At 69.8% G+C, this 26,680-nt stretch carries 11 protein-coding genes; 7 read left to right on the plus strand and 4 right to left on the minus strand.

Features of this window, described 5'->3' with window-relative positions:
* Positions 1–42: 42 nt before the first annotated feature.
* From Q4V64_RS44220 to Q4V64_RS44235, 4 genes are all read left to right on the plus strand, one after another.
* On the plus strand, positions 43–492 hold the full coding sequence (locus Q4V64_RS44220; RefSeq protein WP_124438021.1) for a cold shock domain-containing protein: 450 nt from the start codon (positions 43–45) through the stop codon (positions 490–492).
* A gap of 382 nt (positions 493–874) precedes the next feature.
* Entirely contained in the window at positions 875–2,302 is a 1,428-nt protein-coding gene (locus tag Q4V64_RS44225) for an aldehyde dehydrogenase family protein (protein WP_124438020.1), read from the plus strand.
* Positions 2,303–2,326: 24 nt separating this feature from the next.
* Entirely contained in the window at positions 2,327–3,136 is an 810-nt protein-coding gene (locus Q4V64_RS44230) for an alpha/beta hydrolase (RefSeq protein ID WP_124438019.1), read from the plus strand.
* A 148-nt stretch (positions 3,137–3,284) separates the two neighbouring features.
* Positions 3,285–3,563: an MbtH family protein gene (locus Q4V64_RS44235; RefSeq protein WP_124438018.1), complete on the plus strand. Its 279-nt coding sequence runs from the start codon at positions 3,285–3,287 to the stop codon at positions 3,561–3,563.
* An 89-nt stretch (positions 3,564–3,652) separates the two neighbouring features.
* Here the strand turns inward: Q4V64_RS44235 and Q4V64_RS44240 are convergent, their stop codons facing one another.
* The 3 genes from Q4V64_RS44240 to Q4V64_RS44250 are packed head-to-tail and all read right to left on the minus strand — an operon-like array spanning position 3,653 to position 5,765.
* Positions 3,653–4,450, minus strand: a complete 798-nt coding sequence (locus tag Q4V64_RS44240) for an ABC transporter permease (RefSeq protein ID WP_124438017.1) — start codon at positions 4,448–4,450, stop codon at positions 3,653–3,655.
* Positions 4,447–5,400 (minus strand): ATP-binding cassette domain-containing protein, encoded by a 954-nt coding sequence (locus tag Q4V64_RS44245; protein ID WP_253266774.1) that lies wholly within the window; start codon positions 5,398–5,400, stop codon positions 4,447–4,449. The genes Q4V64_RS44240 and Q4V64_RS44245 overlap by 4 nt, the downstream gene beginning before the upstream one ends.
* Entirely contained in the window at positions 5,397–5,765 is a 369-nt protein-coding gene (locus tag Q4V64_RS44250; protein WP_124438016.1) for a hypothetical protein, read from the minus strand. Before Q4V64_RS44250 ends, Q4V64_RS44245 begins: the two co-directional genes overlap by 4 nt.
* Before the next feature lie 90 nt (positions 5,766–5,855).
* Between Q4V64_RS44250 and Q4V64_RS44255 the strand changes: the two genes are divergently transcribed.
* On the plus strand, positions 5,856–6,254 hold the full coding sequence (locus Q4V64_RS44255; protein ID WP_124438015.1) for a GntR family transcriptional regulator: 399 nt from the start codon (positions 5,856–5,858) through the stop codon (positions 6,252–6,254).
* A gap of 172 nt (positions 6,255–6,426) precedes the next feature.
* On the opposite strand, the gene Q4V64_RS44260 is transcribed toward Q4V64_RS44255, so the two are convergent.
* The gene (locus tag Q4V64_RS44260; RefSeq protein ID WP_172629042.1) at positions 6,427–7,317 is read right to left on the minus strand and encodes a winged helix-turn-helix domain-containing protein; all 891 of its coding nucleotides are present in this window, start codon (positions 7,315–7,317) and stop codon (positions 6,427–6,429) included.
* Positions 7,318–7,883: 566 nt separating this feature from the next.
* On the opposite strand from Q4V64_RS44260, the gene Q4V64_RS44265 reads away from it, so the two are divergent.
* Positions 7,884–9,299 (plus strand): serine hydrolase domain-containing protein, encoded by a 1,416-nt coding sequence (locus tag Q4V64_RS44265; RefSeq protein ID WP_124438013.1) that lies wholly within the window; start codon positions 7,884–7,886, stop codon positions 9,297–9,299.
* Positions 9,300–9,391: 92 nt separating this feature from the next.
* Positions 9,392–26,662, plus strand: a complete 17,271-nt coding sequence (locus tag Q4V64_RS44270) for a non-ribosomal peptide synthase/polyketide synthase (RefSeq protein ID WP_303714337.1) — start codon at positions 9,392–9,394, stop codon at positions 26,660–26,662.
* The last annotated feature ends 18 nt before the right edge of the window (positions 26,663–26,680 follow it).

The raw sequence follows: 26,680 nt of genomic DNA on the forward strand, positions 1-26,680 counted from the left end.
TCTTTGCATGTGGTGATCGAGGTATGAGGTAGGGGTACAACTGTGTTGATGACGGGGAAGATTCTGCGTTTCGACGACGTCCGCGGTTACGGGTTCATCGTTCCTCATGAGGGCGCCGAGGACGTCTTCATGCACGCGAACGATCTGCTGGAGGAGAAGTACCTCTACCAAGCAGGTTGTGAGGTCGAGTTCTTCCTGGAGGAGGGGGACAAGGGTCCCAAGGCGTCCGAGGTCCGCCTGGTGCGCCGCTCTTCGCCGCCCACGCCGGTCCGGGCGGCACCGCCGGCCGAGACCTCCCGCCCGCAGTCGCCGGGCCCCGCGGAGGAGGCGGGCGGTGACGGGCTGTGCGACGTGCTGCAATCCGCCGAGCTCCGCGCCGAGTTGACCGAGGTCCTCGTCGACACCGACGGCAGTCTGACGGCTGATCAGATCAAGCGCATCCGGGCCCGCGTCCTGGACCTGGCGAAGCAGCACGGCTGGGTCGAAGGCTGAGGCCCCGCCCGCCGGCACCGGCGGGCCGTGCCTCCCTTCACGCGCCGCCTCGGCGCAGGCGTCTTCGCCTGCGCCGAGGCGGCGCCCGCGTCTTCGGGCTTTCCCGGGCCCTTTGCAGAGCACGCCGGACGGCAAAGGGGAAGGGGATTTGGTGCAGATCGAATCCCGCTGCTCTGCGGCGGTTCCACAGGTCTGGGAATTCCCCGGCATTTCATTGACATCAGAAACAGTGGTTCCTCGCGGCGTGTCTGGATACGGTGCCGTGGCGGAGGATGTGTGGTTGCCTCCGCGGCAGGCCGGGCGCGCCCGGCCTGCCTGGACACAGGCTGTCCCGCACGGTCGTGCGGGCTGCGCCTGAGCGAGCGGCGTAGGGGGAGAACGCGTGATCAGTGAAGCAGTGGCGGAAGCCGTGCACCGAGCCCGTAAGGCGCAAGCGGACGTGGCGTCCTGGACGCAGGCGCAGGCGGACGAGGCCGTGACGGCCGCGGGCTGGCACTGCTACCAGGAAGGGACCGCACGCCGGCTCGCCCGGCTCAGCTTCGAGGAGACCGGGCTCGGCAATGTCGAGGACCTCTTCACCCTCCAGCGCCGCCGTACCCTGGGCATCCTGCGCGACCTGCACGGCGTCAGAACCGTCGGCGTCGTCGACGAGCAGCCGGAGCTGGGTCTGGTCAGGATCGCCAAGCCGCTGGGTGTGATCGCGGTCGCCAGCCCGACCACCGCTCCGGCGCCCGGCATCATCTGCAACGCGTTGCCCATGCTGAAGACCCGCAACGCAGTAGTGTTCAGCCCCCACCCCCGCGCCCAGCGCGCGGCACGGGCCACCATCGAAGTCCTGCGGGCCGGCCTTGCCGAGGTCGGCGCCCCGCCGGACCTGGTGCAGTGCCTGCCCGCGGCGGGCCGTGAGGCGGGCCGGGAGCTGATGGCGGCGGCGGACTCCGTGGTCGCGATCGGCGGTGCGGGCACCGTCCGCCGCGCCTACCACAGCGGAACTCCCGCGATCGGCGCCGGAGTCGGCAACCCGACCGTGATCGTGGACGAGACCGCCGACCTCGCCGACGCCGTCAGCAAGATCCACACCGGAGCGGGGTTCAACAACGGCACCTCGTGCTCCTCGGAGAGCAACGTCCTGGTCCACGCCTCCGTCGCCGCCGACTTCGAGGCGGGACTGGTGCGGGCAGGCGCGCATGTGTGCGGCGAGGACGAGACGGCCCGTCTGACGGCACTGCTGTGGCCGGACGGCGCGACGCTCAACCGGATGATGATCGGCCGCCCCGTGGCAGAGATCGCCAGGGCCGCCGGCATCGCGCTGGACCAGCCCGAGAAGGTCTCCGTCCTCGTCGTGCGGTGCGCCGACCCCCGGCGCGACGACGTAGTGCTCCGTGAGAAGATCTCGCCGCTGCTGACCGTGGCCGCCTACGACGACTTCGACGAGGCGGTGCGGCTCGTCCAGGCCATCTCCGACCGCTGCGGTCGCGGCCACAGCTGTGCCGTGCACACCAGCAGCGTCCCGCGTGTCATGCGGCTCGCGGAGGCGGTCGCCAGCTGCCGTGTGGTGGTGAACCAGTCGACGATGACCAACACGGGGAGCTTCGACAGCGGCGTCCCCTTCACCACCACACTCTCCAGCGGCAGCTGGGGTGGGTCGAGCGTGTCCGGCAACGTCACCTGGCGCCACTTCCTCAACCACACCACCGTCTCCCGCCCCATCCCGTCACGCCTCCCGGACGAGGCGGTGATCTTCGGCGGCTACTGGCGGCACGGCCGGGAGCAGGAGGCCGTGACCGCCGCCGAACAGCGGGCCATGTGACGAGGACGGAGCGGAGAGCGGACCGTGCCGATCAGCAGAGTCAACGGAATCAACCTCAGTTTCGAGGACACGGGGCGCGGAGAGCCCGTGGTCATGGTGATGGGCTCGGGCTCCGGGGGTCGCGCGTGGCACCTGTACCAGGTGCCCGCCCTCGTGGCCGCCGGATACCGGGTCGTCACCTTCAACAGTCGCGGCATTCCGCCGACCGACCCGTGCGCGGACGGATTCACCATCGACGACCTCGTCGCGGATACCGCGGGACTCGTCGAGCATCTGGGCCTGGGACCGTGCCGTTTCGTGGGCACCTCGCTCGGCGCGCATATCACGCAGGAACTGTGCCTGGCCCGCCCCGAACTGGTCAGCGAAGCGGTGCTGATGGCGACGCGGGGGCGTACAGACGTCTTCCGCCGAGCGCACGGGCAGGCCGAGCGGGAATTCCACGACAGGGGCAACGAACTGCCACCCCGCTACGCCGCCACACTGCGCGCGATGCAGTACCTCTCGCCCGCGTCGCTCAACGAGGACAAGGAGATCCAGGACTGGCTGGACATCTTCGAGGTTGCCCCCGTGACACGGGCTCCGGGCTACCGAGCGCAGATGGACATCGACATCACGTCGAGCCGCCTGGACGCCTACCGGAGAATCCGGGCACGCTGTCTTGTCGTCGGTTTCGCGGACGACCTCATCCTCCCCCCGCACCTCAGCCGTGAGGTGGCGGACGCGATTCCCGGCGCCCGCTATACACAGATCAGCGACGCCGGGCACTACGGTTATCTGGAACGCCCTGACCAGGTCAACGCCGAACTGCTGGAATTCTTTTCCCAGCGCAGCTGACCGGCAGAGGCAGCCCCCAATCCCCGCTCCGTCCCTGAGGGTTTCGTCCCTCGATGAAATTGTTGCACCGGCCGAACAGGCCGGGCAACCCTTGTTGCACGGGCCGGAAGCGAGACACGGAACCCGAGAATGAGCGAAGGGAAAATTCATGGAAAACCCATTCGACGACGAGAACGGCTCCTTCTACGTTCTGGTCAACGACGAGAACCAGCATTCGCTCTGGCCTGTTTTCGCGGAGGTGCCGGCCGGGTGGAAGGTGGTCTTCGGTGAGGACAGCCGCAAGGCCTGCCTGGACTATGTCGAGGAGAACTGGACCGACATGCGGCCTGCCAGCCTCATCAAGGAAATGGAGGCGAACGAGGCCGCCCGAGCTGCCGAGGAGGTCGTGGCAAAGACGACCGGCCCGGCGGCCGGTGCCGCTGTCTGACCGGCTCACCTGACGGCCGTATCCCTCCGGCCGAAGGAGACCACCGCGGGTGCCTCGGAGGCCAGTTCCGAGGCACCCGCGCCTTGTCCTCAGAGCACGTCACGGCGCATTGGCACCAGCAAAGCGATGCAGACGGCCACGAGCGCATAACCGGCGAGCAGCAGGCCGCCGCCGACCGGCGAGAGCAGTGATATGGGGCTGGTGGAGGTCTGCTCGGCCAGCGCGTCCGCGACGTAGGTGAAGCCGGTCAGCGAGGCCGTGGCACCGCCCGGCAGCACCGGGTAGAGGGCGTTCACGCCGGGGATCGCCATGAGGATCATCTCCCCCATGTACAGGTAGCCGACGACCACGGCGAGCGCCACTATCTGATTGCGGATCAGCGCGCCCATGCCCACTCCGAGCAGTGTGTACACCGCCATCGCGACGGCCAGGCGCAGCAGGAGCAGAAGGACTTCGGAGGGCTCCATCCCCAGGGTCACCCCGCGGGCGGCCGCGGCGCCGAAGAAGCCCAGCCCCGCCGTGCCGGTCACGACCAGCCCGTAGAGCATGCCGGCGATGCCGTAGGTGACCAGCTTGGCGGCGAGCACCTGCCAGCGCCTCGGGGCGAAAACGAAGGTGAAGTTGGCCGTGCGGTGGCGGTACTCCGCTGTCACGGCCATCGTGCCGAGCGCGGCGGGGATGAACACCGTGTAACTGAGGAAGCCCAGCACCGAGCGGGCTCCCTCCTCGGTGTCCAACGCGGGCAGCGGCGGATCGAAGTTCTCCGGGCCCGCCAAGGTCAGCAGCCCGACCATCCCACCGCCGAACACGGTGGCGGCCAGCAGTGCCCCCAGCCACAGCCGGGTGGCCGTCAACCGGCGGAACTCCGCCTTGACCAGGTTCTTCATCGCAGGCTCCCCTCTTGCTCCGTGCGCTCTTGCTGCTCGGAGGTCAGTCGGAAGAACAGCTCTTCCAGGCCGGCGCTCTCCGTGACCAGCTCGTGCACGCGCAGTCCGGCCCCCATGGCCGAGTCCGCGACCTGCGAGGAGGTGAGTCCATGCACGCGCAGCCAGCCCTCCCGGGCGGGCTCTACGCGCGCCGCGTGCTCTCCCGCGCGCAGGGCAGCGGCGAGTGCCGCAGCGTCGGGCGAACGCACCAGTACCGCGGGCTGGGTGGCCTGCTCCAGGTCCGACAGCGGCCCGGACGCGACGAGCCGGCCGCGCCGGATCACCACCACGTCGTCCACGATCTGTTGGACCTCGCTGAGCACATGGCTGGAGACCAGGACGGTGCGCCCCTCGTCGGCAAGCGTGCGCAGGAAGCGGCGCAGCCAGGCGATGCCCTCCGGATCGAGTCCATTGCTCGGCTCGTCCAGCAGCAGCACCCGGGGGTCGCCCAGCAGCGCTGTCGCGAGGCTGAGCCGCTGCCTCATGCCCGTGGAGAACTCGCGGGTCGCGCGATCCGCGGCCTCCGCCAGCCCGAGCTGCTCGAGCAGCTCCTCCACGCGGGCGTCGGAGTAGCCGCCCATGGCGGCATAGATGCGTAGGTGGCCACGCGCCGACTGGTTGGGGTGGAAGGCGGAGGCGTCGAGGACGGCCCCGACGGTCTCGGAGGGCCTGCGCAGCTCCGCGTAGCGCCTGCCACCGATCGTCGCGCTGCCCGAGGTGGGGGCGACGAGACCGAGGATGATGCGCATCGTCGTGCTCTTCCCCGCTCCGTTGGGTCCGAGGAACCCCGTGACCACTCCGGGCTCCACCGAGAAGCTGAGCCCCTCCACCGCGGTGACCGTGCCGAACCGCTTCGTCAGGCCCGACACCTCGATCCGCTGCTGGGCACCTGTCACGCCCGCTGAGGTCACGCCGCACCCCCGGAGCCCTGCGCGATCCGCTGCGCCAGGTTCGCGGCGTCGTCGACCGAGACCACGATCTCGTCGAACTCGCCGCCGGAGGCCGCCTTGTCGAGCAGGATGTGCAGCCCCGGCTCGCTCCGTCGGGCTGCCACAAGTTGCCGCGGACCGACGAATATGCCCCAGGTCCCAATCTTCGTGAACGCGGACTGGTAGCCGTTGCGTGCGCCGCGGACCACCCGCAGCGGGCGCTCGACCGCGGTCACCCCGTGCACGGCGGCCAGTGGGACCGTCACCGAGTCTCTCCCCGTCCAGCGGCTCTCGCGCTCACTGAACTCGACCGTCAGCCGTGTTCCGGAAATCTTCACCGCCGCCATGGGTGATCCTCCTTGTTCTCCGGCGTCCAGCGGTCGGGAGCTGGTCGCGAGCATCTGTTCTAGTAGATGTATATCAGATAGGCTGCACTCGTGCACCTGATACTCGACCTCGACAGCGAGGCGCCGATCTACCAGCAGATCCGGGACCGGGTGGTGGAAGCCATCGCGGAGGGCCGGCTGGCGGCCGGCGCCTCGCTGCCCTCCACGCGGCAGTTGGCCGTGGACCTGGCCATCAACTTCCACACCGTGAACAAGGCCTACGACCTGCTGCGGCGCGAGGGGATCATCCGGATCAGCCGCAAGAGCGGCGCGGTGGTGCGCCCGGACGCGGGACAGGGGCCGGCCGAGCCACAGGCGGTCGCCGACTGGGAGCGCCGGGCGCGCACACTTCTCGCCGAGGCGGTGGTGCGCGGGGTTCCACGGGAAGAACTCGTCGACCGCATACGCGTCGCTCTGGACGGCTTCGGCGTCGGGCGAGGCGACACGTGAGGGAGCGAGGGGTGAAGGGAGGGTGGAGGAACCAGCCACGGATGCGTGGGCAACGACGTCCCGGGCCGTGCCCCTGCCGCGTACCGCTGGGCGGTGCCCGCCGTGACGGGCGGTGCGCGGCAGGAGGCGTCCGCGCGGGCAGGCGCGTGGGAGCGGCCCCGAGGGCCGCGGGTCAGCCCGGCTCGATGCGCTTGGGCCAGCAGCGGCCCAAGGACAGCGCCATGCCGAGCGGCGTGAGGGTGTGTATGGCGGATGTGCGGGTCCGTGTGGTTGAGATCAGGCCGGCGTTGCGCAGTACGGTCGCGTGCTGGCTGGCGGAGCCCGCGGAGATGCCGACGTGGTTGGCGAGCTCGGTCGTGGTGCGGCTCTCGGCAAGGGCCTGCAGCACGGCCGAGCGCGTACTTCCGACCAGCGAGGCCAGCGACTGTTTGGGTGGCGTGAAGGTCCACAGCGCCGTGGCCACCAGGGGGTTGGGCTCCGCCGGATAGACCAGCAGTGGCGGCTTGTCCGGCTCCTCCTCGTTGAGGAAGAGCCGCGGCGACCCGCTCAGGAAGAGGGAGGGAACCAGTACGATCCCGCTGCCCGACAGCTGTACGTCGCCGGACTGCCGGTTCAGGACGGTCAGCGCCGGTGAGCGCCATTTCATCTTGCGGTTGAGCGCCCCGAAGAGCTGGTGGAGTCCCCCCGTGAACATGAGGCGGCCGCAGGACTCGCGTTCGCTTTCGAGATAGCCGAGGATGCGGGGCCAGTAGGGCCGGATCGCGGCCTCCTGGAACTCACTGAGGGCCGTGGTGAGATGACGGAGCTGCGGGGTGGTCAGCGCCCGGGTGTTCAACTCGGCCTTGACCGTGTCCGTAGCGGAGATCCGGAGCGAGACGAGGCCGGGCGTGGTGGTGAGTGTCTCGGCCAGGTTGAGGAAGTGGGGCAGGCGTCGCGCGTACTCGGAACGGACGCTTCTGCGCCAGCCGGCGAACGCGTCGTTGGCGTTGTGCCGCAGGATGTTCAGAGCGAATAGCGACTCCGCTGTCGGGCCGAGCGTCTTCAGTAACCTGAAATTCCCCACGTCGTCGAACGTGAAATGTATTCGCTGTCCGCTCGGTTCTCTTTCGCTCGGTCTGCTGTGCTGTCCCTGTCCTCGGTGGGCCTGCCTGAGCATTCGTCCCCCATCTCATTCGGCTCTTGCCCGAGGCGCGTGAACCGCAAGATTCGAGCCCCCCGTGGCATCCTGCATGTTTCGATATGTGATCACGTGCGCTTCGTGAGTGCTGCGTGATCACGGTAAAGTTATGGTCAGTGTACGGCAAAGCCCTGCCGCCATCACGGGAATGTGGGCCGTTTAGGGTTCGAGTTGTCCAGGTAGTGGATTTTTGTCATGGATGTCCATTGAAAGAATGTTGTCGGTCTCACTGTACTGATGGGTTGTCAGATATACGGTATATCGACAGCGAGTTGACAGTTTGCTGTGGAACCCCGATTGACCTGCGGGTTTCTGAATCCGCTGAAGCGTATTGTTCCTCAGTTGCTCATGCGGGAGGCTGGCAGGGGCGAGGCGGTGTGCTCGTGACAGCGGGCGAAAGGTCCCGACCATTGCATGCGCGTCATTGAACTGTGGAACGTAGAGAGGATGCCGTGGAGGCAAGTCTTCTATCCGGGATTTTTCATCGGCTGGTGCAAAAACATCGTGTTCCTGGCGCGCAACTGACGTTGTACCGCAACGGAAAAATGGCCGAATGTGTGGTCGGTGTGGAATCATTGCGCACCGGCCGTCCCGTGACCACGGAATCCGCTTTCCCCTATGGCTCCATAACGAAGTTCTACACGGCGGCGCTTGCCATGCAGTTCGTTTCCGACGGCGATCTGGACCTCGACGAGCCGCTCGCCGACCTCGTACCGGAGCTGAAGCGAGCGGCCAACCGCACACTGGGCACGGCAACAGTCCGTCAGCTGCTCAGCCATACTGCCGGGCTGGCGGACAACATCGACTGTCCCGACATGCGCGGCGCCTCCTACCAGCGCTACGCAGCAGCCTGCGGCGAGGTGCCGAGCCTCTTCATGCCCGGCCTCGCCTTCTCCTACTCCAACGCGGGCTACTGCCTCATGGGCCGGGTCATCGAGTACGCATCCGGCATGGACTGGTGGACGGCGCTCGAAAGCTGCCTGCTCCACCCCTTGGGGGTGGAACCGGCCTTCCTGCACGACCCGCGCCCCGACACGGCCCACCGGCGCACCACCGACGGACACGCCGTACGCCTCGACGTGAGCGCCGCCCAGTCCGGCACGGCGAGCGGGAAAGCCGGCAGCGCAGACGCGGGAGGAGTCGAGGGCGTCGAGACGGTGGATCACCTGATCCCCCTGTCGACGGCCGCGGCCGGAGCCCTGGCGGGCAGCGCCACTGCCCTCGTCGCCGCCGCGCGCCTGCACCTCGACGACCGCGACGCCCTCGCGACCGAAGAACTCCCCGACCTGCCCGACATCCTGTCCAAGGACGCGGTGGAGGAGATGCGCGAATGCGTACCGGGGGCGGAGCCGTACGGCCTCGCGGACGGCTGGGGCCTCGGCCTGATGACGCATCGCGGTGCGGATGGCGCCATCTGGCTGGGACACGACGGTGCCGTCGGTGGATCCTCTTGCCACCTGCGCCTGCACCCCGCGAGCAATGTGGCCCTCGCGATGACCGCGAACGCCACGACCGGCCAGAAACTCTGGGACGACCTGCTCGCAGACCTGCGCGCGGAAGGCCTGGACATCGGGCACTACACGCTGCCGCACCCCGACACCCCGCGCGTCGAGGACCCCGCCGAGTACGTCGGTGAGTACGCCAACGGCGACCTGGTGCTGGTGGTCGTCGCCGACGCCTCGGGCCGGCTCTTTCTCACCCGCAAGGACTATTTCGACTCGCGGCTCGTGATCCACGAGGACGACCGCTTCGTCGCGAGCGACACGGAGGTCGACGCCGTTCCGGTCGTCGGCAGGTTCGTCCGCGGGCGCGCGGGCGGTCCCATCACGCTGCTCCAGTACGGCGGGCGTGCGCTGGCGCGCTGCTGAACCCTCGGCACCGCTCTGAACTTGCCCAGACCCCTGTCGCCGCGCGTGGCGACGTCCAAGCTGCAAGCTGCAAGGTGATCAGGAGTCACACGATGCATGAGGTCAGCGAGCCGAAGGGCGTGTCGGGTATCGGGACGGCGTCGGGGCGTTCGGTGGTGGAGGTGTTTGCGGAGCGGGTGGTGGAGTGTCCGGGTGCGGTGGCGGTGGTGTGTGGGGACACGTCGTTGACGTATGGGGAGTTGGGGGAGCGGGCGGATCGGTTGGCGTGTGCGTTGCGGGGTGCTGGTGTGGGTGCGGAGTCGCGGGTGGGGTTGTTGTTGGGGCGGTCGGTGGATGTGGTGGTGGCGATGTTGGGGGTGTTGAGGGCGGGGGCGGCGTATGTGCCGGTGAATGCGGGGTTTCCTGCGGAGCGGGTGCGGCAGGTGGTGGAGGACAGTGGCGCTCAGCTGATCGTGGCCGACGAGGAGCTGCGCGAGCTGGCGGGCGCGGCGGGTGTGCCGTTGGTGTCGGTGGACGCGGAGCCGGCGGGGGATGTGGTTCTGCCGTCGGGGGTGTCGGCGGGGTCGTTGGCGTATGTGATGTTTACGTCGGGGTCGACGGGTCGGGCGAAGGGTGTGGCGGTCACGCAGGGCGCCGTGGTCGCGTTGGCGGCCGACGAACGGTTCGGTTCCGGGGCGCATGGGCGGGTGTTGTTCCACTCGCCGCATTCGTTCGATGCGGCGACGTATGAGGTGTGGGTGCCGTTGTTGAACGGTGGGTGTGTGGTGGTGGCGGAGGGTGAGGTGAGTGTGCCGGTGGTGCGGGATGCGGTGGAGCGCCATGGCGTGACCGGGATGTTTGTGACGACGGCGTTGTTCGGGGTGTTGGTGGAGGAGGATCCGGAGTGTTTCCGGGGGTTGGGTGAGGTGTGGACGGGTGGGGAGGCGGCCTCTGATGTGGCTATGGCCGCGTTGCTGGGGCGGTGTCCGGAGACGGAGCTGGTTCATGTCTATGGGCCCACGGAGACGACGACGTTCGCGGTGTGCGGAGCCTTGTCGGCGGGGGATGTGGGTGAGGGGGCAGTGCCTCTGGGTGTGCCGATGGATGACACTCGCGCCTATGTCCTGGATGCGGGGCTGCGTCCGGTGGGTGCCGGTGTTGCGGGTGAGTTGTATCTGGGCGGGAACGGTCTGGCCCGCGGTTATTTCGGGCGGGCGGGTCTGACGGCGGAGCGGTTCGTGGCGGACCCCTTCACGCCGGGGCGGCGTCTGTACCGGTCGGGGGATGTGGTGCGGTGGCGGCCGGAGGGGCGGCTGGAGTTCCTGGGCCGTGGGGATGGCCAGGTGAAGATCCGTGGGTTCCGGATCGAGTTGGCGGAGGTCGAGGGGGTGTTGGGCCGCTGCGCGGGGGTGGGGCAGGTCACCGTTCTTGCCCGTGAGGACCGTCCTGGTGTCAAACGGCTGGTGGCGTACGTGGTCCCGGCTGCCGGCGGAGAGCCGGACGTGGAGGCGTGGCGGGCACACCTGGCCTCCGTCCTGCCGGAGTACATGGTGCCGTCGGCGTTCGTGACGCTCGACGCGCTGCCGCTCACGCCGAACGGCAAGGTCGACCGCCGCGCCCTGCCCGCCCCGCAGCTCCGGTCGGACAAGCCCCATGTCGCTCCCCGCACGGAGACGGAACGGCTGCTCTGCGACATCTGGTCCGAGGTTCTGGGAACAGACCGCGTCGGCGTCCACGACAACTTCCTCGACTTGGGCGGTGACTCGATCGCCGGCCTGAAGGTCGCCTCCAGGCTGCGCGCACACGCTGGGGTGGAGCTGTCCTCACGCACGGTGTTCGACGACCCCACAGTGGAAGCCCTCGCCCGCACAGTGGTGGACAGCCGGTCTGTGGGCCCCGAGCAGTCCCTCCTGCGGAGCACGAACGACGAAGCGCTGCCGCTGTCCTGCGCCCAGGAGCGGCTGTGGTTCCTGGACAACTTCACCCCCGGAGGAACCGAGTACAACACCGGGCTCGCTCTGCGCCTGACCGGAGAACTGGACGTCGCCGCGCTCCAGACCGCAGTGGACGGAGTGGTCGCGCGGCACGATGCCCTGCGGACCACGCTGGACTCTTCGGAGGGGGAGGGCCGGCAGACCGTACTACCGAGCCTGATCGTACCGGTGCGTCGTATCGATGTGTCGGCTGTGGAGCTCGCAGAGGGTGACGCGGCGCTCGACCGAGTCCTGCGTACCGAGCAGGCGACGCCCTTCGACCTGCGCAACGATCCGCTGATCCGCGTGCTGCTGGTCACGGTCTCCGCGGACGAACACGTCCTCGTGATCTCGGTGCACCACATCGTCACCGACGGCTGGTCCATGGGCATCATCGGCCGTGAGCTGGGCGAGCTCTATTCGGTGGCGGTACGAGGCAGAAGCGCGGAGCTGCCCGAACTGCCGGTGCGTTACGGCGACTACTCGGTGTGGCAGCGGGATCGCCTGCGCAGCGGTGAACTGGATGACCAGCTGGCGTACTGGCGGAAGCAGCTTGCGGGTGTGGAGGCGTTGGAGCTGCCGACGGACCGTCCGCGCCCGACCGTGCGCACGGGAGCGGGCGCGATGCACACCTTCCAGGTGCCCGCACAGCTGGCGGCGGATCTGGCCGAGACGGCACGCCGTCAGGGGGCCAGCCTGTTCATGGCCCTGATAGCGGTCACGCAGCTGCTGTTCTCGCGCTACACCGGGCAGTCCGACATCGCCGTCGGGACCGTGGTCTCGGGGCGGGAGCGGGCGGAGCTGGAGGAACTGGTCGGGTTCTTCGTCAACACGCTGGTGCTGCGCTCGCGCATCGACGAGTCGCGCACGTTCGGGGAGTTGCTGAGCGAGGTGCGGGACACGACCCTGGACGCCTTTGCCCACCAGGACGTTCCCTTCGACCGGGTGGTCGACGAGGTCGCCCCTGAGCGCGACACGAGCCGCACCCCCCTGTTCCAGGCCCTCGTGGTGCTCCAGAACTCCCTTGACCTCAATGGCGGATTCGGTGACCTCGACGCGGAGCGCGTTTGCGTACCGCGTGAGTCGTCGCGTTTCGATCTCACTCTGGAGTTCTGGGAGGACGAGGACGGGCTGACGGGAGAGGTGGAGTTCAGCACTGACTTGTTTGATCGGGTGTCGGTGGAGCGGTTGTGTGGGGATTGGTTGGTGTTGGCTGAGGGGTTGGTGTCGGGGGTTGGTGTGCCGGTGGGTGGGGTGTTGCTGGCCGGTGGTGGGGTGGAGCGGTGGGGTGTTGCTGGTGGTGTGTTCGGGGTGCGGTCGGTGGTGGAGTTGTTCCGGGAGCGGGTGGTGGAGCGTCCGGGTGCGGTGGCGGTGGTGTGTGGGGATGTGTCGTTGACGTATGGGGAGTTGGGTGAGCGGGTGGAGTGGTTGGCTGGGGTGTTGCGGGGTGCTGGTGTGGGTGTGGAGTCGCGGGTGGGTGTGTGTTTGTCGCGGTCGGTGGATGTGGTGGTGGCGGTGTTGGCGGTGTTGCGGGCGGGGGGTGCGTATGTGCCGTTGGATCCGGGGTATCCGGTGGAGCGGCTGGCGTTCATGGTGGCCGATTCCGGGGTGGGGCTTGTCCTGACCGAGGTGGCGCTGGCCGATCATGTGCCGGCGGTCGAGGGCGTGGGGCTGCTGCGGTTGGATGCGCTTCCCGAGGGGCCGGTGGGGGCGGTGGTGTGGGGGGAGCCTTCGGTGGAGTCGGCGGCGTATGTGATCTATACGTCGGGGTCGACGGGTCGGCCGAAGGGTGTGGTGGTCTCGCGTGGGGCGATGGCGTCGTTGGTGGAGTGGGCGTTGTCGTTGGGTGAGGAGATGTTTGAGCGGGTGTTCTTCTCCACGTCGCTGAACTTTGATGTGTCGGTGTTCGAGTTGTTCGGTGCGCTGGCGGCGGGTGGCACGGTGGATGTGGCGCGGGATGTGCTGGAGCTGGCGGAGCGTGAGGGGGGCTGGTCGGGGAGTCTGGTTTCGGCGGTGCCTTCGGCGTTGGCGGCGGTGCTGGCTGAGGACGCGCTTGAGGTCGGGGCTGGGCATGTGGTGCTGGCGGGGGAGGCCTTCCCGGTCAGTCTGGCGGAGCGGGTCGGGCGGGTCCTGCCGGGGGCGCGGGTGGCGAACATTTATGGGCCGACTGAGGCGACGGTGTATGCGGCGGGCTGGTTCGCGGAGGGGGAGGTGTTGCCGGCGGGTGCGGTGGTGCCGATCGGGGGGCCGGTGGCGGGGAAGGTGTTGCGGGTGCTGGATGCCCGGCTGCGGCCGGTCCCGGTGGGGGTGTGGGGGGAGTTGTATATCGGTGGTCAGGGTGTGGCGCGCGGCTATCACGGGCGTGCGGCACTGACCTCTGAGCGGTTTGTGGCGGATCCGTTCATGCCGGGGCGGCGGTTGTATCGGTCGGGGGATGTGGTGCGGTGGGGTGCGGGCGGGGTGCTGGAGTATGCCGGCCGTGGGGATGATCAGGTCAAGGTGCGCGGTTACCGCATCGAACTCGGCGAGATCGAGGCCGCTCTCACGAGCTGTCCGCAGGTTGGCCATGCGGCGGTTGTGGCGCGGGAGGATCAGCCGGGTGTGAAACGGCTGGTGGCCTACCTGGTCCCGGCACCGGGCGCGGCAGTGGCGGTGGATGGGGTCCGTGCCCGACTCGCCGAACGGCTTCCGGAGTACATGGTGCCGGCGGCGTTCGTGATTCTGGATGCGTTGCCGTTGAATGCGAACGGCAAGCTGGATCGCGGGGCGCTGCCGGCTCCGGAGCTGCCGGCAGGACACGACCACACCGCGCCGCGTACTGCGGTGGAGGAGGTCCTGGCGGCGGTGTGGCAGCAGGTGCTGGGGGTCGAACGGGTCGGTGTCCACGACAACTTCTTCGACCTGGGTGGGGATTCGATTCTCAGTCTCCAGGTGGTGGCCCGGGCCCGCCGTGCGGGACTCAGCCTGACGTCGCGTGATGTGTTTGCGCGGCCGACGGTGGCGGGGCTGGCGGTGGGTGTGGAGTCTGTGGACGCGGGCCGTGGGGTGCGTGCGGAGCAGGGGGTGGTGTCGGGTGAGGTGGCGGCGACGCCGGTGCGGGAGTGGTTCTTTGCCACGCATCCGGTGGCACCGGGGCACTTCAACATGTCGATGGGGTTCGAGACGGCTCCCGGCGTCGACGTCTTCGCCCTGCGCGCGGCGGTCGACGCCCTGCTGACCCACCACGACGCCCTGCGGAGCACGTTCCTTTCCGCCGCCGCCGCCGCCGCCGCCGCCGCCGACGACGACGACGACGCCGACGACGGCCGGATCGGACAGGTGGAACCCCACCAAGACGTGGACCAGGTGCTCACCGTCCACGACCTCGCCGACGCACCGGCCCCGGATGCCGTATGGCAAAGGCTCGGCCGTGAGGCCCAGGCAGGACTGGATCTCACCCAGGGGCCGCTCGTCCGGGTCCTCGTCGGTGTGGGACAGCCGGACGACAACGTCCGACTGCTCTTCATTGCGCACCACCTCGTGGTCGACGGTGTGTCTTTGCGGGTCCTGATGGAGGATCTGGAGGCGGCGTACAGGATGGCCGTGGCCGGGAGGCCGGTACGGCTGGGGGAGAAGAGCTCGTCGGTGCGGCAGTGGGCCGAGCGGCTCAGCCGGCATGTCGCCGAGGGCGGCTTCGACGACCAGGTCGAATACTGGCAGCCCGTCACCGAGGGCGCTGGCATGCCGCTGCCTAGAGACCACGGCAGCGAGGGACCCAACGCCGTCGGGACCGAGGCGAAGGTTTCGGTGTCGTTGAGTGCGGAGCAGACCGAGGCGCTCCTGCACCACGTACCCGGGGTGTACCGCACGCAGGTCAACGACATCCTCCTCACCGCCCTCGTGCGCACCTTGCGCACCTGGACCGGTCGCAATCGGGTCGTGGTGAACCTGGAGGGGCACGGCCGCGAGGAGCTGTTCGACGACCTCGATCTCACCCGCACGGTCGGCTGGTTCACCTCGATCTACCCGGTCGCCCTGGAGCTGCCCGGCGGCAACGGCGGTGCACTGGCCGGTGATTGGGCTGCGGAGATCAAGGCGGTCAAGGAGCAGTTGCGCGCGGTGCCGGACGGGGGCGTGGGCTACGGCGCGCTGCGCTACCTGAGCGCACCCGGCACCCCCGGCCACACCCTCGCCGAGGGACCGGTTCCCGAGGTTGGGTTCAACTACCTGGGACACTTCGGCGGTTCGGGCGGCGAGCGGAGCTGGTACCGGTCCCTCACGCTCAACCCGGGAGGCGAGCACTCCCCGGCCGAACAGCGAGCCCATGTCTTGGAGGTCGTCGGTGCCGTCCAGGACGGCGTGCTGACGTTCACCTGGGCGTACTCCACTTCCCTCCACGAGGAAGCGACCATCAGCGCGCTCGCCGGCTCCTTCGCCGGGGAACTCGCCGACTTCGTGGCCCACTGTGCCACCCCCGGTGCCGGCGGCTGCACGCCTTCGGACTTCCCGCTCCTCACCCTGACCCAGAGCGAGGTCGACGACCTCGTGGGCGGCGGGCACGAGATCGAGGACGTTTATCCGCTGACGTCGCTCCAGACCGGAATGCTCTTTCACACCGCCGGTGCCGCTCAGGACGACGCTACGTATCTCGAACAGTTCACGTTCGAGATGGACGGCGTCACCGATGTCGGACTGCTCGCCCGGGCGTGGCAGCACGTGGTGGAGTCGGCGGACGCGCTGCGTGTGTCCGTGCGCTGGGAAGGCGTCACGGAGCCCGTGCAGCTCGTGCACCGGTACGTCACGCTGCCCGTCGTGCATGAGGACTGGACCGACTGCAACGCGGACGAACAGGCCGGGCTGTTGCGGAGGTTGCTGTCCGAGGACCGTTCGCGCGGCCTGGACCTTGCCGCGGCCCCGCTGATGCGGGTGACCCTCGCGCGCGTCGCCGCAGGCCGGGTGCGTGTCGTGTGGACCTTCCACCATCTGCTGCTCGACGGCTGGAGCAGCGCGACGCTTCTGAACGAGGTCGGCGCGGTGTACGCGCGGCTGGCCGAGGGACGGACACCGCACCTCCCCGTGGAGCGCAGGCCGTTCCGTGATTATCTGCGGTGGCTCTCCGAGCGGGACCAGGTGGCAGGGCAGGCGTTCTGGCGCTCGCGGATGTCCGGGTTCGACGAGCCGGTGACGCTGCCGTACGACCGTACGCCGGGGCAAGCGCACCGCGCACAGTCCAGCCGGCGGCTGGCCGTGGAGCTGCCCGCCGGGGCGGGTGAGGCGCTGACCGCGTTCGCGCGGCGCGCGCGGGTGACCGTGAACACCCTGGTGCAGGGCGCCTGGGCGCTGGTGCTGTCGCAGTACGCGGGCGTGCGGGACGTGGTGTTCGGGGCGACGGTGTCCGGACGGCCCGCTGAACTGGGGGGCACGGAGGACATGGTGGGCTTGTTCATCAACACGCTCCCGGTACGCGTCGACGTCGACCCGCGTCTGCCGGTGCGGGAATGGCTGCGTCGGATCGGGGACCGCCAGCTGGAGGCACGGGAGTACGAGTACGTCGGACTCAGCGACGTCCCCACAGACCTGGCGTCCGGGACGCCGCCGTTCGACAGCCTGGTCGTCTTCGAGAACTACCCCGTGAACACTGGGGCGACAGACCGGCAGGCCGTGACTGTCCGGGCACTCGAAGCGGTCGAGACGACCAACTATCCGCTGACACTCGTCACCCGCACCGACGGCGGACTGCGCTTCGAGATCGGCTACGACCCCGACCTCTTTTCGGCGGACACCGCCCGGCGCCTTGCCGGCCGGTTCGCTCATGCGCTCCAGGTGCTGAGGGACGAGCCGGAACGGGCGCTGGGAGCACTGCCGTTGGTGAGCGGACACGAGCGGGTGACGGTGGTGGAGGAGTGGTCCGGCTCCGGCACAACGCTTGCCATGCCGGGGCGTTCGGTGGTGGAGGTGTTTGCGGAGCGGGTGGCGGAGTGTCCGGGTGCGGTGGCGGTGGTGTGTGGGGATGAGGTGTTGACCTACGGGGAGTTGGGGGAGCGGGCGGAGCGGTTGGCTGGGGTGTTGCGGGGTGCGGGGGTTGGGGTGGAGTCGCGGGTGGGGTTGTTGTTGGGGCGGTCGGTGGATGTGGTGGTGGCGATGTTGGGGGTGTTGAGGGCGGGGGCGGCGTATGTGCCGGTGAATGCGGGGTTTCCTGCGGAGCGGGTGCGGCAGGTGGTGGAGGACAGTGGCGCTCAGCTGATCGTGGCCGACGAGGAGCTGCGCGAGCTGGCGGGCGCGGCGGGTGTGCCGTTGGTGTCGGTGGACGCGGAGCCGGCGGGGGATGTGGTTCTGCCGTCGGGGGTGTCGGCGGGGTCGTTGGCGTATGTGATGTTTACGTCGGGGTCGACGGGTCGGGCGAAGGGCGTGGCGGTCACGCAGGGCGCCGTGGTCGCGCTGGCGGCCGACGAACGGTTCGGTTCCGGGGCGCATGGGCGGGTGTTGTTCCACTCGCCGCATTCGTTCGATGCGGCGACGTATGAGGTGTGGGTGCCGTTGTTGAACGGTGGGTGTGTGGTGGTGGCGGAGGGTGAGGTGAGTGTGCCGGTGGTGCGGGATGCGGTGGAGCGCCATGGCGTGACCGGGATGTTTGTGACGACGGCGTTGTTCGGGGTGTTGGTGGAGGAGGATCCGGAGTGTTTCCGGGGGTTGGGTGAGGTGTGGACGGGTGGGGAGGCGGCCTCTGATGTGGCTATGGCCGCGTTGCTGGGGCGGTGTCCGGAGACGGAGCTGGTTCATGTCTATGGGCCCACGGAGACGACGACGTTCGCGGTGTGCGGTGCACTGTCGGCGGGGGATGTGGGTGAGGGGGCAGTGCCTTTGGGCGTGCCGATGGATGACACTCGCGCCTATGTCCTGGATGCGGGGCTGCGTCCGGTGGGTGCCGGTGTTGCGGGTGAGTTGTATCTGGGCGGGAACGGTCTGGCCCGCGGTTATTTCGGGCGGGCGGGTCTGACGGCGGAGCGGTTCGTGGCGGACCCCTTCACGCCGGGGCGGCGTCTGTACCGGTCGGGGGATGTGGTGCGGTGGCGGCCGGAGGGGCGGCTGGAGTTCCTGGGCCGTGGGGATGGCCAGGTGAAGATCCGTGGTTTCCGGATCGAGTTGGCGGAGGTCGAGGGGGCGTTGGCCCGCTGCGCGGGGGTGGGGCAGGTCACCGTTCTCGCCCGCGAGGACCGTCCTGGTGTCAAACGGCTGGTGGCGTACGTGGTCCCGGACGACGCCTCGGTCGAGATGGACGCCGTACGGATCGAGCTCGCGCAGTCCCTGCCGGAGTACATGGTGCCGTCGGCGTTCGTGACGCTCGACGCGCTGCCGCTCACGCCGAACGGCAAGGTCGACCGCCGCGCCCTGCCCGCCCCGGTGTTCGACTCCGGGCAGGAGGAGTACGTCGCCCCACGCACGCCGGTCGAGGAGACTCTGGCCGGTATCTGGGCCGACATCCTGGGAGTGGACCGCGTCGGTGTCCACGACAACTTCTTCGAGTTGGGCGGGGACTCCATCACGAGCCTGAAGGCAGTCTCCCGCATCCGTACGGTCTCCGGCGCCGCCCTCTCACCCCGGGCCCTCTTCGACACCCCCACCGTGGCCGACCTGGCAGCCGCTGTGACGGCCGGGAGCCGGCAGAACGGCCATGACGACGCCATAACGCCGGCTCCGCGTGGCCACGGGGAGCTGCCCCTCTCCCCGGCGCAGGAGCGGCTGTGGTTCCTGGACGACTTCGCTCCCGGTGGTACCGAGTACAACGTGGTCAGCGCCTTCCGCCTGACCGGGCGGCTGGACGTGTCCGCGCTGCAGACCGCCGTGGACGCGCTCGTCGCCCGGCACGAGGCGCTGCGTACGACCTTCGGCTCGGTGGACGGGCGCGGCGTCCAGAATGTGCACGCCGCGCTGGAGGTTCCCGTCCGGGTCGTGGAGGCGGGCCCCGGCGGCGTCGACGCGGTGCTGGGCCGGGAGGTGGCTGCCCCCTTCACTCTGCGCACCGGTCCCCTCGTGCGCGTGCTCCTTGTCCGGGAGTCGGCGGTGGAGCATGTATTCGTGCTGTCGATGCATCACATCGTGACCGATGGCTGGTCTATGGGTGTGGTGATGCGGGAGTTGAGTGAGCTCTACGCGGCTGCGGTGCGGGGTGAGCGGGCCGTGCTGCCGGAGTTGCCGGTGCGGTACGGGGATTACGCGGTGTGGCAGCGTGAGCGGCTGGCGGGGGAGGCGCTTGAGGAGCAGTTGGCTTACTGGCGTGAGCAGTTGGCGGGTCTGGAGCCGCTGGAGCTGCCCACCGACCGTCCCCGCCCCGCCGTCCGTACCTCGGCCGGCGCCCTCCACACCTTCGACGTACCGGAAGAACTCACCCGTGAGTTGAGTGCGGTGGGGCGGTCCCGGCACGCCACGCTGTCGATGGCGCTGACCGCTGTGACCCAGTCGCTGCTCGCGGCGTACACCGGTCAGCCTGACGTCGCGGTAGGCACCGCTGTCGCGGGGCGCGAACGGGCGGAGTTGGAGGGACTGGTCGGCTTCTTCGTCAACACCCTCGTTCTGCGCGCGCACGTCGACGGCGCGATGACGTTCGAGGAGCATCTGGCGGCCGTACGGGAGACCACGCTGGAAGCGTTCGCTCACCAGAGCGTGCCGTTCAGCCGCCTCGTCGAAGACCTCGTCCCGGAGCGTGATCCGAGCAGGACGCCGCTCGTGCAGGTGGCGGTGACGCTGCAGAACGCTCCCGCGGACGCTCTCACACTGCCCGACGTTCGCGCAGCGGAGATGCTTCCGCCCGTCGAGTCCGCGCAGTTCGACCTGAACATCGAGTTCGAACCCCGCAACGAAGGCGGTCTGCGGGCCGTGATCTCCTACAGCACTGACCTCTTCGACGCCGCCACCGTCGCCCGACTCGCCCAGCGCTGGCTCGTGCTCGCGCGCTCGCTGGCAGCCGCTCCCGACCGGCCGCTGCGGGAGGGGGCACTGCTCACCGACGAAGAACTCACGAGCGTGCTCGACGAATGGTCGGGCGTGGTGGGTACGGCGTCGGGGCGTTCGATGGTGGAGGTGTTTGCGGAGCGGGTCGCGGCGGGCCCGGGTGCGGTGGCGGTGGTGTGTGGGGACACGTCGTTGACGTACGGGGAGTTGGGGGAGCGGGCGGATCGGTTGGCGTGTGCGTTGCGGGGTGCGGGGGTTGGGGTGGAGTCGCGGGTCGGGCTGCTGTTGGGCAGGTCGGTGGATGTGGTGGTGGCGATGTTGGGGGTGTTGAGGGCGGGGGCGGCGTATGTGCCGGTGAATGCCGGCTTCCCCGCGGAGCGGGTGCGGCAGGTGGTGGAGGACAGCGGCGCCCAGCTGATCGTGGCCGACGACGAGCTGCGCGAGTTGGCGGGCGCGGCGGGTGTGCCGTTGGTGTCGGTGGACGCGGAGCCGACGGCGGATGTGGTGCTGCCGTCGCGAGTGCCGCCAGGGTCGTTGGCGTATGTGATGTTCACGTCGGGGTCGACGGGTCGGGCGAAGGGTGTGGCGGTCACGCAGGGCGCCGTGGTCGCGCTGGCGGCCGACGAACGGTTCGGTTCCGGGGCGCATGGGCGGGTGTTGTTCCACTCGCCGCATTCGTTCGATGCGGCGACGTATGAGGTGTGGGTGCCGCTGCTGAACGGCGGGTGTGTGGTGGTGGCGGAGGGTGAGGTGAGTGTGCCGGTGGTGCGGGATGCGGTGGCGCGCCATGGCGTGACCGGGATGTTTGTGACGACGGCGTTGTTCGGGGTGTTGGTGGAGGAGGATCCGGAGTGTTTCCGGGGGTTGGGTGAGGTGTGGACGGGTGGGGAGGCGGCCTCTGATGTGGCTATGGCCGCGTTGCTGGGGCGGTGTCCGGAGACGGAGCTGGTTCATGTCTATGGGCCCACGGAGACGACGACGTTCGCGGTGTGCGGTGCACTGTCGGCGGGGGATGTGGGTGAGGGGGCAGTGCCTTTGGGCGTGCCGATGGATGACACTCGCGCCTATGTCCTGGATGCGGGGCTGCGTCCGGTGGGTGCCGGTGTTGCGGGTGAGTTGTATCTGGGCGGGAACGGTCTGGCCCGCGGTTATTTCGGGCGGGCGGGTCTGACGGCGGAGCGGTTCGTGGCGGACCCCTTCACGCCGGGGCGGCGTCTGTACCGGTCGGGGGATGTGGTGCGGTGGCGGCCGGAGGGGCGGCTGGAGTTCTTGGGCCGTGGGGATGGCCAGGTGAAGATCCGTGGTTTCCGGATCGAGTTGGCGGAGGTCGAGGGGGCGTTGGCCCGCTGTGCGGGGGTGGGGCAGGTCACCGTTCTCGCCCGTGAGGACCGTCCTGGTGTCAAGCGGCTGGTGGCGTACGTGGTCCCGGCTGCCGGCGGAGAGCCGGACGTGGAGGCGTGGCGGGCACACCTGGCCTCCGTCCTGCCGGAGTACATGGTGCCGTCGGCGTTCGTGACGCTCGACGCGCTGCCGCTCACGCCGAACGGCAAGGTCGACCGCCGCGCCCTGCCCGCCCCGGTGTTCGACTCCGGGCAGGAGGAGTACGTCGCGCCGCGCACCGACGTGGAGCGCACGCTCTGCGCCATCTGGGCCGAGATCCTGGACACCCGCCACGTCGGGATCCACGACAACTTCTTCACGCTCGGCGGTGACTCGATCCTCAGCATTCAGGTCGTCTCCCGCGCCCGCCGCGCCGGGCTCACCCTCTCCTCACGCGACGTGTTCATGCGGCAGACGGTCGCCGAGCTGGCCCCCGCCGTCGCCGCCGGCACGGTCACCGGCGGGCCCACCACGGAACAGGGCCGTGTGAGCGGTCCCCTCGCCCCCACGCCGATTCAGGAGTGGTTCTTCGGGACCCACCCCGTCGGACCGCACCACTTCGCCATGTCGATGGCGTACGAACTCCCCGCCGGCACGGACCTCGCCGCCCTCCGCACGGCGGTGGCGGCGCTGCTGGACCAGCACGACGCCCTGCGCAGCAGGTTTCCCCGCACCGCCGACGGCCGCTCGACGCCCGAGATCGGCGCGGGCGTCGACGTCGACGCGGTGTTCGCCGTCCACGATCTGACCCGCGCCGCCGATGCGGAGGCGCTGTGGCAGGAGCACGTGCGTGCCGCCCAGTCCGGAATGGACCTCGCGCACGGGCCGCTGGTCCGCGTCGTCGTCGGTGACCGCGGATCTGAGCGGTCCGCGTGGCTGCTGCTCGCCGTGCACCACCTCGTGGTCGACGGAGTCTCGTGGCGGGTCCTGCTGGAGGATCTGGAGGCGGCGTACGGGATGGCCGTGGCCGGGCGGCCGGTGCGGCTGGGGGAGAAGACGTCGTCGGTGCGGCAGTGGGCCGAGCGGCTCAACCGGCATGTCGCCGAGGGCGGCTTCGACGACCAGGCCGCCTACTGGCAGTCAGCCATCGAGGACGCCGTCACCACGCTGCCACGGGACCGGGCGGACGGCGACAACACCATGGCGGCCCAGGCGAGCGTCGACCTCTCGCTCGACGCGGACCTCACGCAGGCTCTCCTGCTGGAGGTCCCGACCGTCTACCGCACCCAGGTGAACGACGTCCTCCTCGCCGCCCTCGCGCGCACCCTGCGCACCTGGACCGGCCACAACCGGGTCGCGGTCAACCTTGAGGGCCACGGCCGCGAGGAGCTGTTCGACGACCTCGACCTCACCCGCACGGTCGGCTGGTTCACCGCGATCCACCCCATCGCACTCGCCCTCCCCGACGACGACGGCGACGACCGAGGCGCCGTACTGAAGTCCGTCAAGGAACAGCTGCGGGCCGCCCCCGGCAAGGGCCTTGGGTACGGCGCCCTGCGCCACCTCGCCGCCACCGGCACGGCAGGCGACGCGCTGCGCGCACTGCCCGAACCACAGATCAGCTTCAACTACCACGGCCGCTTCGACACCCCGGCCACCGACTCGGCCCAACCCGCCGGCACCGTCACCCCCGTCGGACTCCTGGGCGCCCCCCTCCCCGTCAGTGGCCAGGACCACTGCCAGGACGAACAGCGCTCCCACCTGATCGACGTGGTCGGCGTTGTCCGGGACGGCGTTCTGACGTTCACCTGGACGTACTCGGCGGAGCTGCACCGGGCGCAGACCATCGAGCGCCTCGCCCGGCACTTCCGCGACGAACTCGCCGGGTTCGTACGGCACTGCGCCCGGCCGGACGCCGGCGGCCGCACCCCCTCCGACTTCCCACTCGTCCCGCTCACCCAGGACGAAGTGGACCGCCTCGCGGGCGACGGCCGCGCAGTGGAGGACATCTACCCGCTGACCCCGCTCCAGGCCGGAATGCTCTTCCACACGCTCTCCGAACCGGAGGAGGCCGCATATCTGGAGCAGATCACCTTCGTACTCGACGGAGTCCCCGACACCGCACGGCTGGCCCGCACCTGGCAGCGCGCGCTGGACGCCTCCGACGCGCTGCGCGCGGCCGTCGTCTGGGAAGGCGTGGCACAGCCCGTACAGGTGGTGCACCGCGAGGCCGAACTCCCCGTCACCCTGCTCGACTGGCAGCACGCGGCGGGAGACGAGGCCGCCCAGTCCGCCCTGCTGGAGGACCTCCTCACCCGGGACCGTGCCCGGGGCATCGACCTGCGCAGCGCACCGCTCATGCGGCTTACCCTCGCCCGGCTGTCACCCGACAGCGTCCGCGTGGTGTGGACCTTCCACCACCTGCTGCTCGACGGCTGGAGCACAGCCGCACTCCTGTCCGACGTGATCGGCGGACACGCCGGCACGGACAGCGCCGCGCGCCGCGGACCGTTCCGCACCTACCTGCACTGGCTGGCCGCACAGGACCAGCAGGCCGGACGCGCCTACTGGCGCCGCGTGCTCGCCGGATACGACGAACCCCTCGCCCTGCCCTACGACCGCTCCCCGTCCCGCACCCACCGCGGCCAGTCCACCGGGCGTGTTCCCGTGCCACTGCCCGACGGCGTGGCGGCCCACGTGACCGCGTTCGCACGCCGACACCGCATCACCGCCAACGCCGTCGTGCAGGGAGCCTGGGCACTGCTCCTCTCGCGCTACGCGGGGGTGCGCGACGTCGTGTTCGGGACCACGGTCTCGGGCCGGCCCGCCGACATACCCGGCTGCGAGCGGATCCTCGGCCTGTTCATCAACACACTCCCCGCCCGTGTCGACGTCGACCCCACGGCGCGTGTGTCCCGGTGGCTCCAGGATCTCCAGCGGCAACAGGCCGAGGCGCGGCAGTACGAGTACGTCGCCCTCACCGACATCGCGTCCGGCCTGTCCAAGGGACAGGCGTTCTTCGACAGCCTCATCGTCTTCGAGAACTACCCCGTGGACAGTGCGCTGCTCGGCGGCGACGGGCCCGCCGTGCGGGACATCCGCGCCGTGGAGGCCACGAACTACGCCCTCACCCTGGTCGCCGCCCTCAGCGACGACCGGCTGGGCCTGACCCTCAGCTACGACCCGGAACTCTTCGACCCCGACACCGCCGAACGGCTCGCCGCGCAACTGTGCCACGGCCTCGACGCGCTCACCGCCCACCCGGCCGGGGACGAACCGCGGATCGGCGACCTCGACGTCCTCGGACAGGACGCACGGCACTCACTGCTCACCCAGGGAACCGGCCCCGGCCACCAGCCCCCGCGCCGGCCGCTCGCGACCCTGATCGAGGCACAGGCCGCCCGCACACCCCACGCCGTCGCCGTCGTCCACGGCGACACCGAACTCACCTACGCGGAACTGGACCGGCGCGCCGGCACCCTGGCACAGGAGCTGACCGCACGGGGCGCGGGGCCGGACACACCCGTCGCCGTCTGCCTCCCACGCACCGCGGAACTCCCCGTGGCGCTCCTGGCCGTACTCAAGACGGGCGCCGCCTACGTCCCCGTGGACGCGGCCCACCCCGCCGAGCGGATCAGCCACATCCTGCACGACAGCGGGGCCCGCCTGATCCTCACCGAGCAGGCCCACGCGAACACCCTGCCGCCCAGCCCCGCCACCCCCGTCGTCCTCGACGGAGCCGAATGGCAGCCCGCGTACCCCGCACCGCGCTCGAGCCTCCCGCTCGCCACCGGCGCCTACGTCATCTACACCTCGGGCTCGACCGGCCGCCCCAAGGGGGTGCTCGTACCGCAGTCAGCCGTGGTCAGCCACCTCACCTGGCTGAGCCGGGAGTACGGCTTCGACGCCGGCGACCGCGTCCTGGCCCGTACCTCCATCAGCTTCGACGCCGCACAGTGGGAACTGTGGGCGCCCCTGCTGTGCGGGGCCACGGTCTGCATCGCGGACACCGACGTGATCCTCGCGCCGGACCGGCTCGCGGCGCTCATCCGGCGGCACCGCGTGACAACGGTGCAACTCGTGCCATCACTCCTGGAGACCCTGGCGAACGCCGCGGGCGATCAGCGGGTACTCGCCGGAGTACGGCAGGTCTTCCTCGGCGGCGAGCCGCTGACCTCCCGCGTGGCCGAGCGCGCACGGCACCTCGGCGCCGAGTCGGTCGTCAACCTGTACGGGCCCACCGAGGCGACCATGCAGACGGTCACCCACCGGTACGCACCCGAGCCGCGGCACGGTAACGCCGTCCCCATCGGCACGCCCGTGGGCAGCACCCGCGTGTACGTCCTGGACCGGCTCCTGCGGCCCGTCCCCCGTGGAGCCACCGGGGAGCTCTACCTGGCGGGCGCGCAGCTCGCCCGCGGCTACGTCGGCCGGCCGGGACTCACCGCGACCCGGTTCGTGCCCGACCTGGCCGGCGCGGACGGCAGCCGCATGTACCGCACGGGCGACCTCGCCCGGTGGACGGCCGACGGAACCCTGGAGTACGCCGGGCGCACCGACGACCAGGTGAAGATCCGAGGCCACCGGATCGAGCCGGGGGAGATCGACGCGGTCCTCGCGCGGAACCGTGCCGTCGCCCAGTCCGCCACAGTGCTCTGCGACGCCGACCGGCCCGACGCCGCGAGGCTGGTGTCGTACGTCGTTCCCCGTCCCGGAGAGGCACTCGACACCACGGCACTGCGCGACCTCGCCGCGGCCGCTCTACCGGCGTACATGGTGCCCTCGGCACTGGTTGAACTGCCGGAACTGCCGACGACGACCAATGGCAAGCTCGACCGCCGGGCCCTGCCCGCACCGGAGACCGCCATCGGCGGAGGTGCGGAGTTCGTGGCGCCCCGCACCACCACGGAGGAACTGCTCGCCGGCATGTGGCAGGAGGTACTCGGAGCCGAACGCGTCAGCGTGACGGACGACTTCTTCCTGCTGGGCGGACATTCGATCGTGACGCTGCAAATCCTCTCCCGGATCCAGACCACGTTCGGGATCTCCCTCTCCGTGCGGGAGTTCCACGCCGCGCCCACCGTGGCCGGACTCGCGGACGCGGTCGAGGAGAAGGTCCTCCAGGAGATCGAGTCACTGCACGACGACGGCACCCACGCATGACGAACGAGAGGAATCCGG

It is taken from the genome of Streptomyces sp. NL15-2K (assembly GCF_030551255.1).
Classification (GTDB): Bacteria; Actinomycetota; Actinomycetes; order Streptomycetales; family Streptomycetaceae; genus Streptomyces.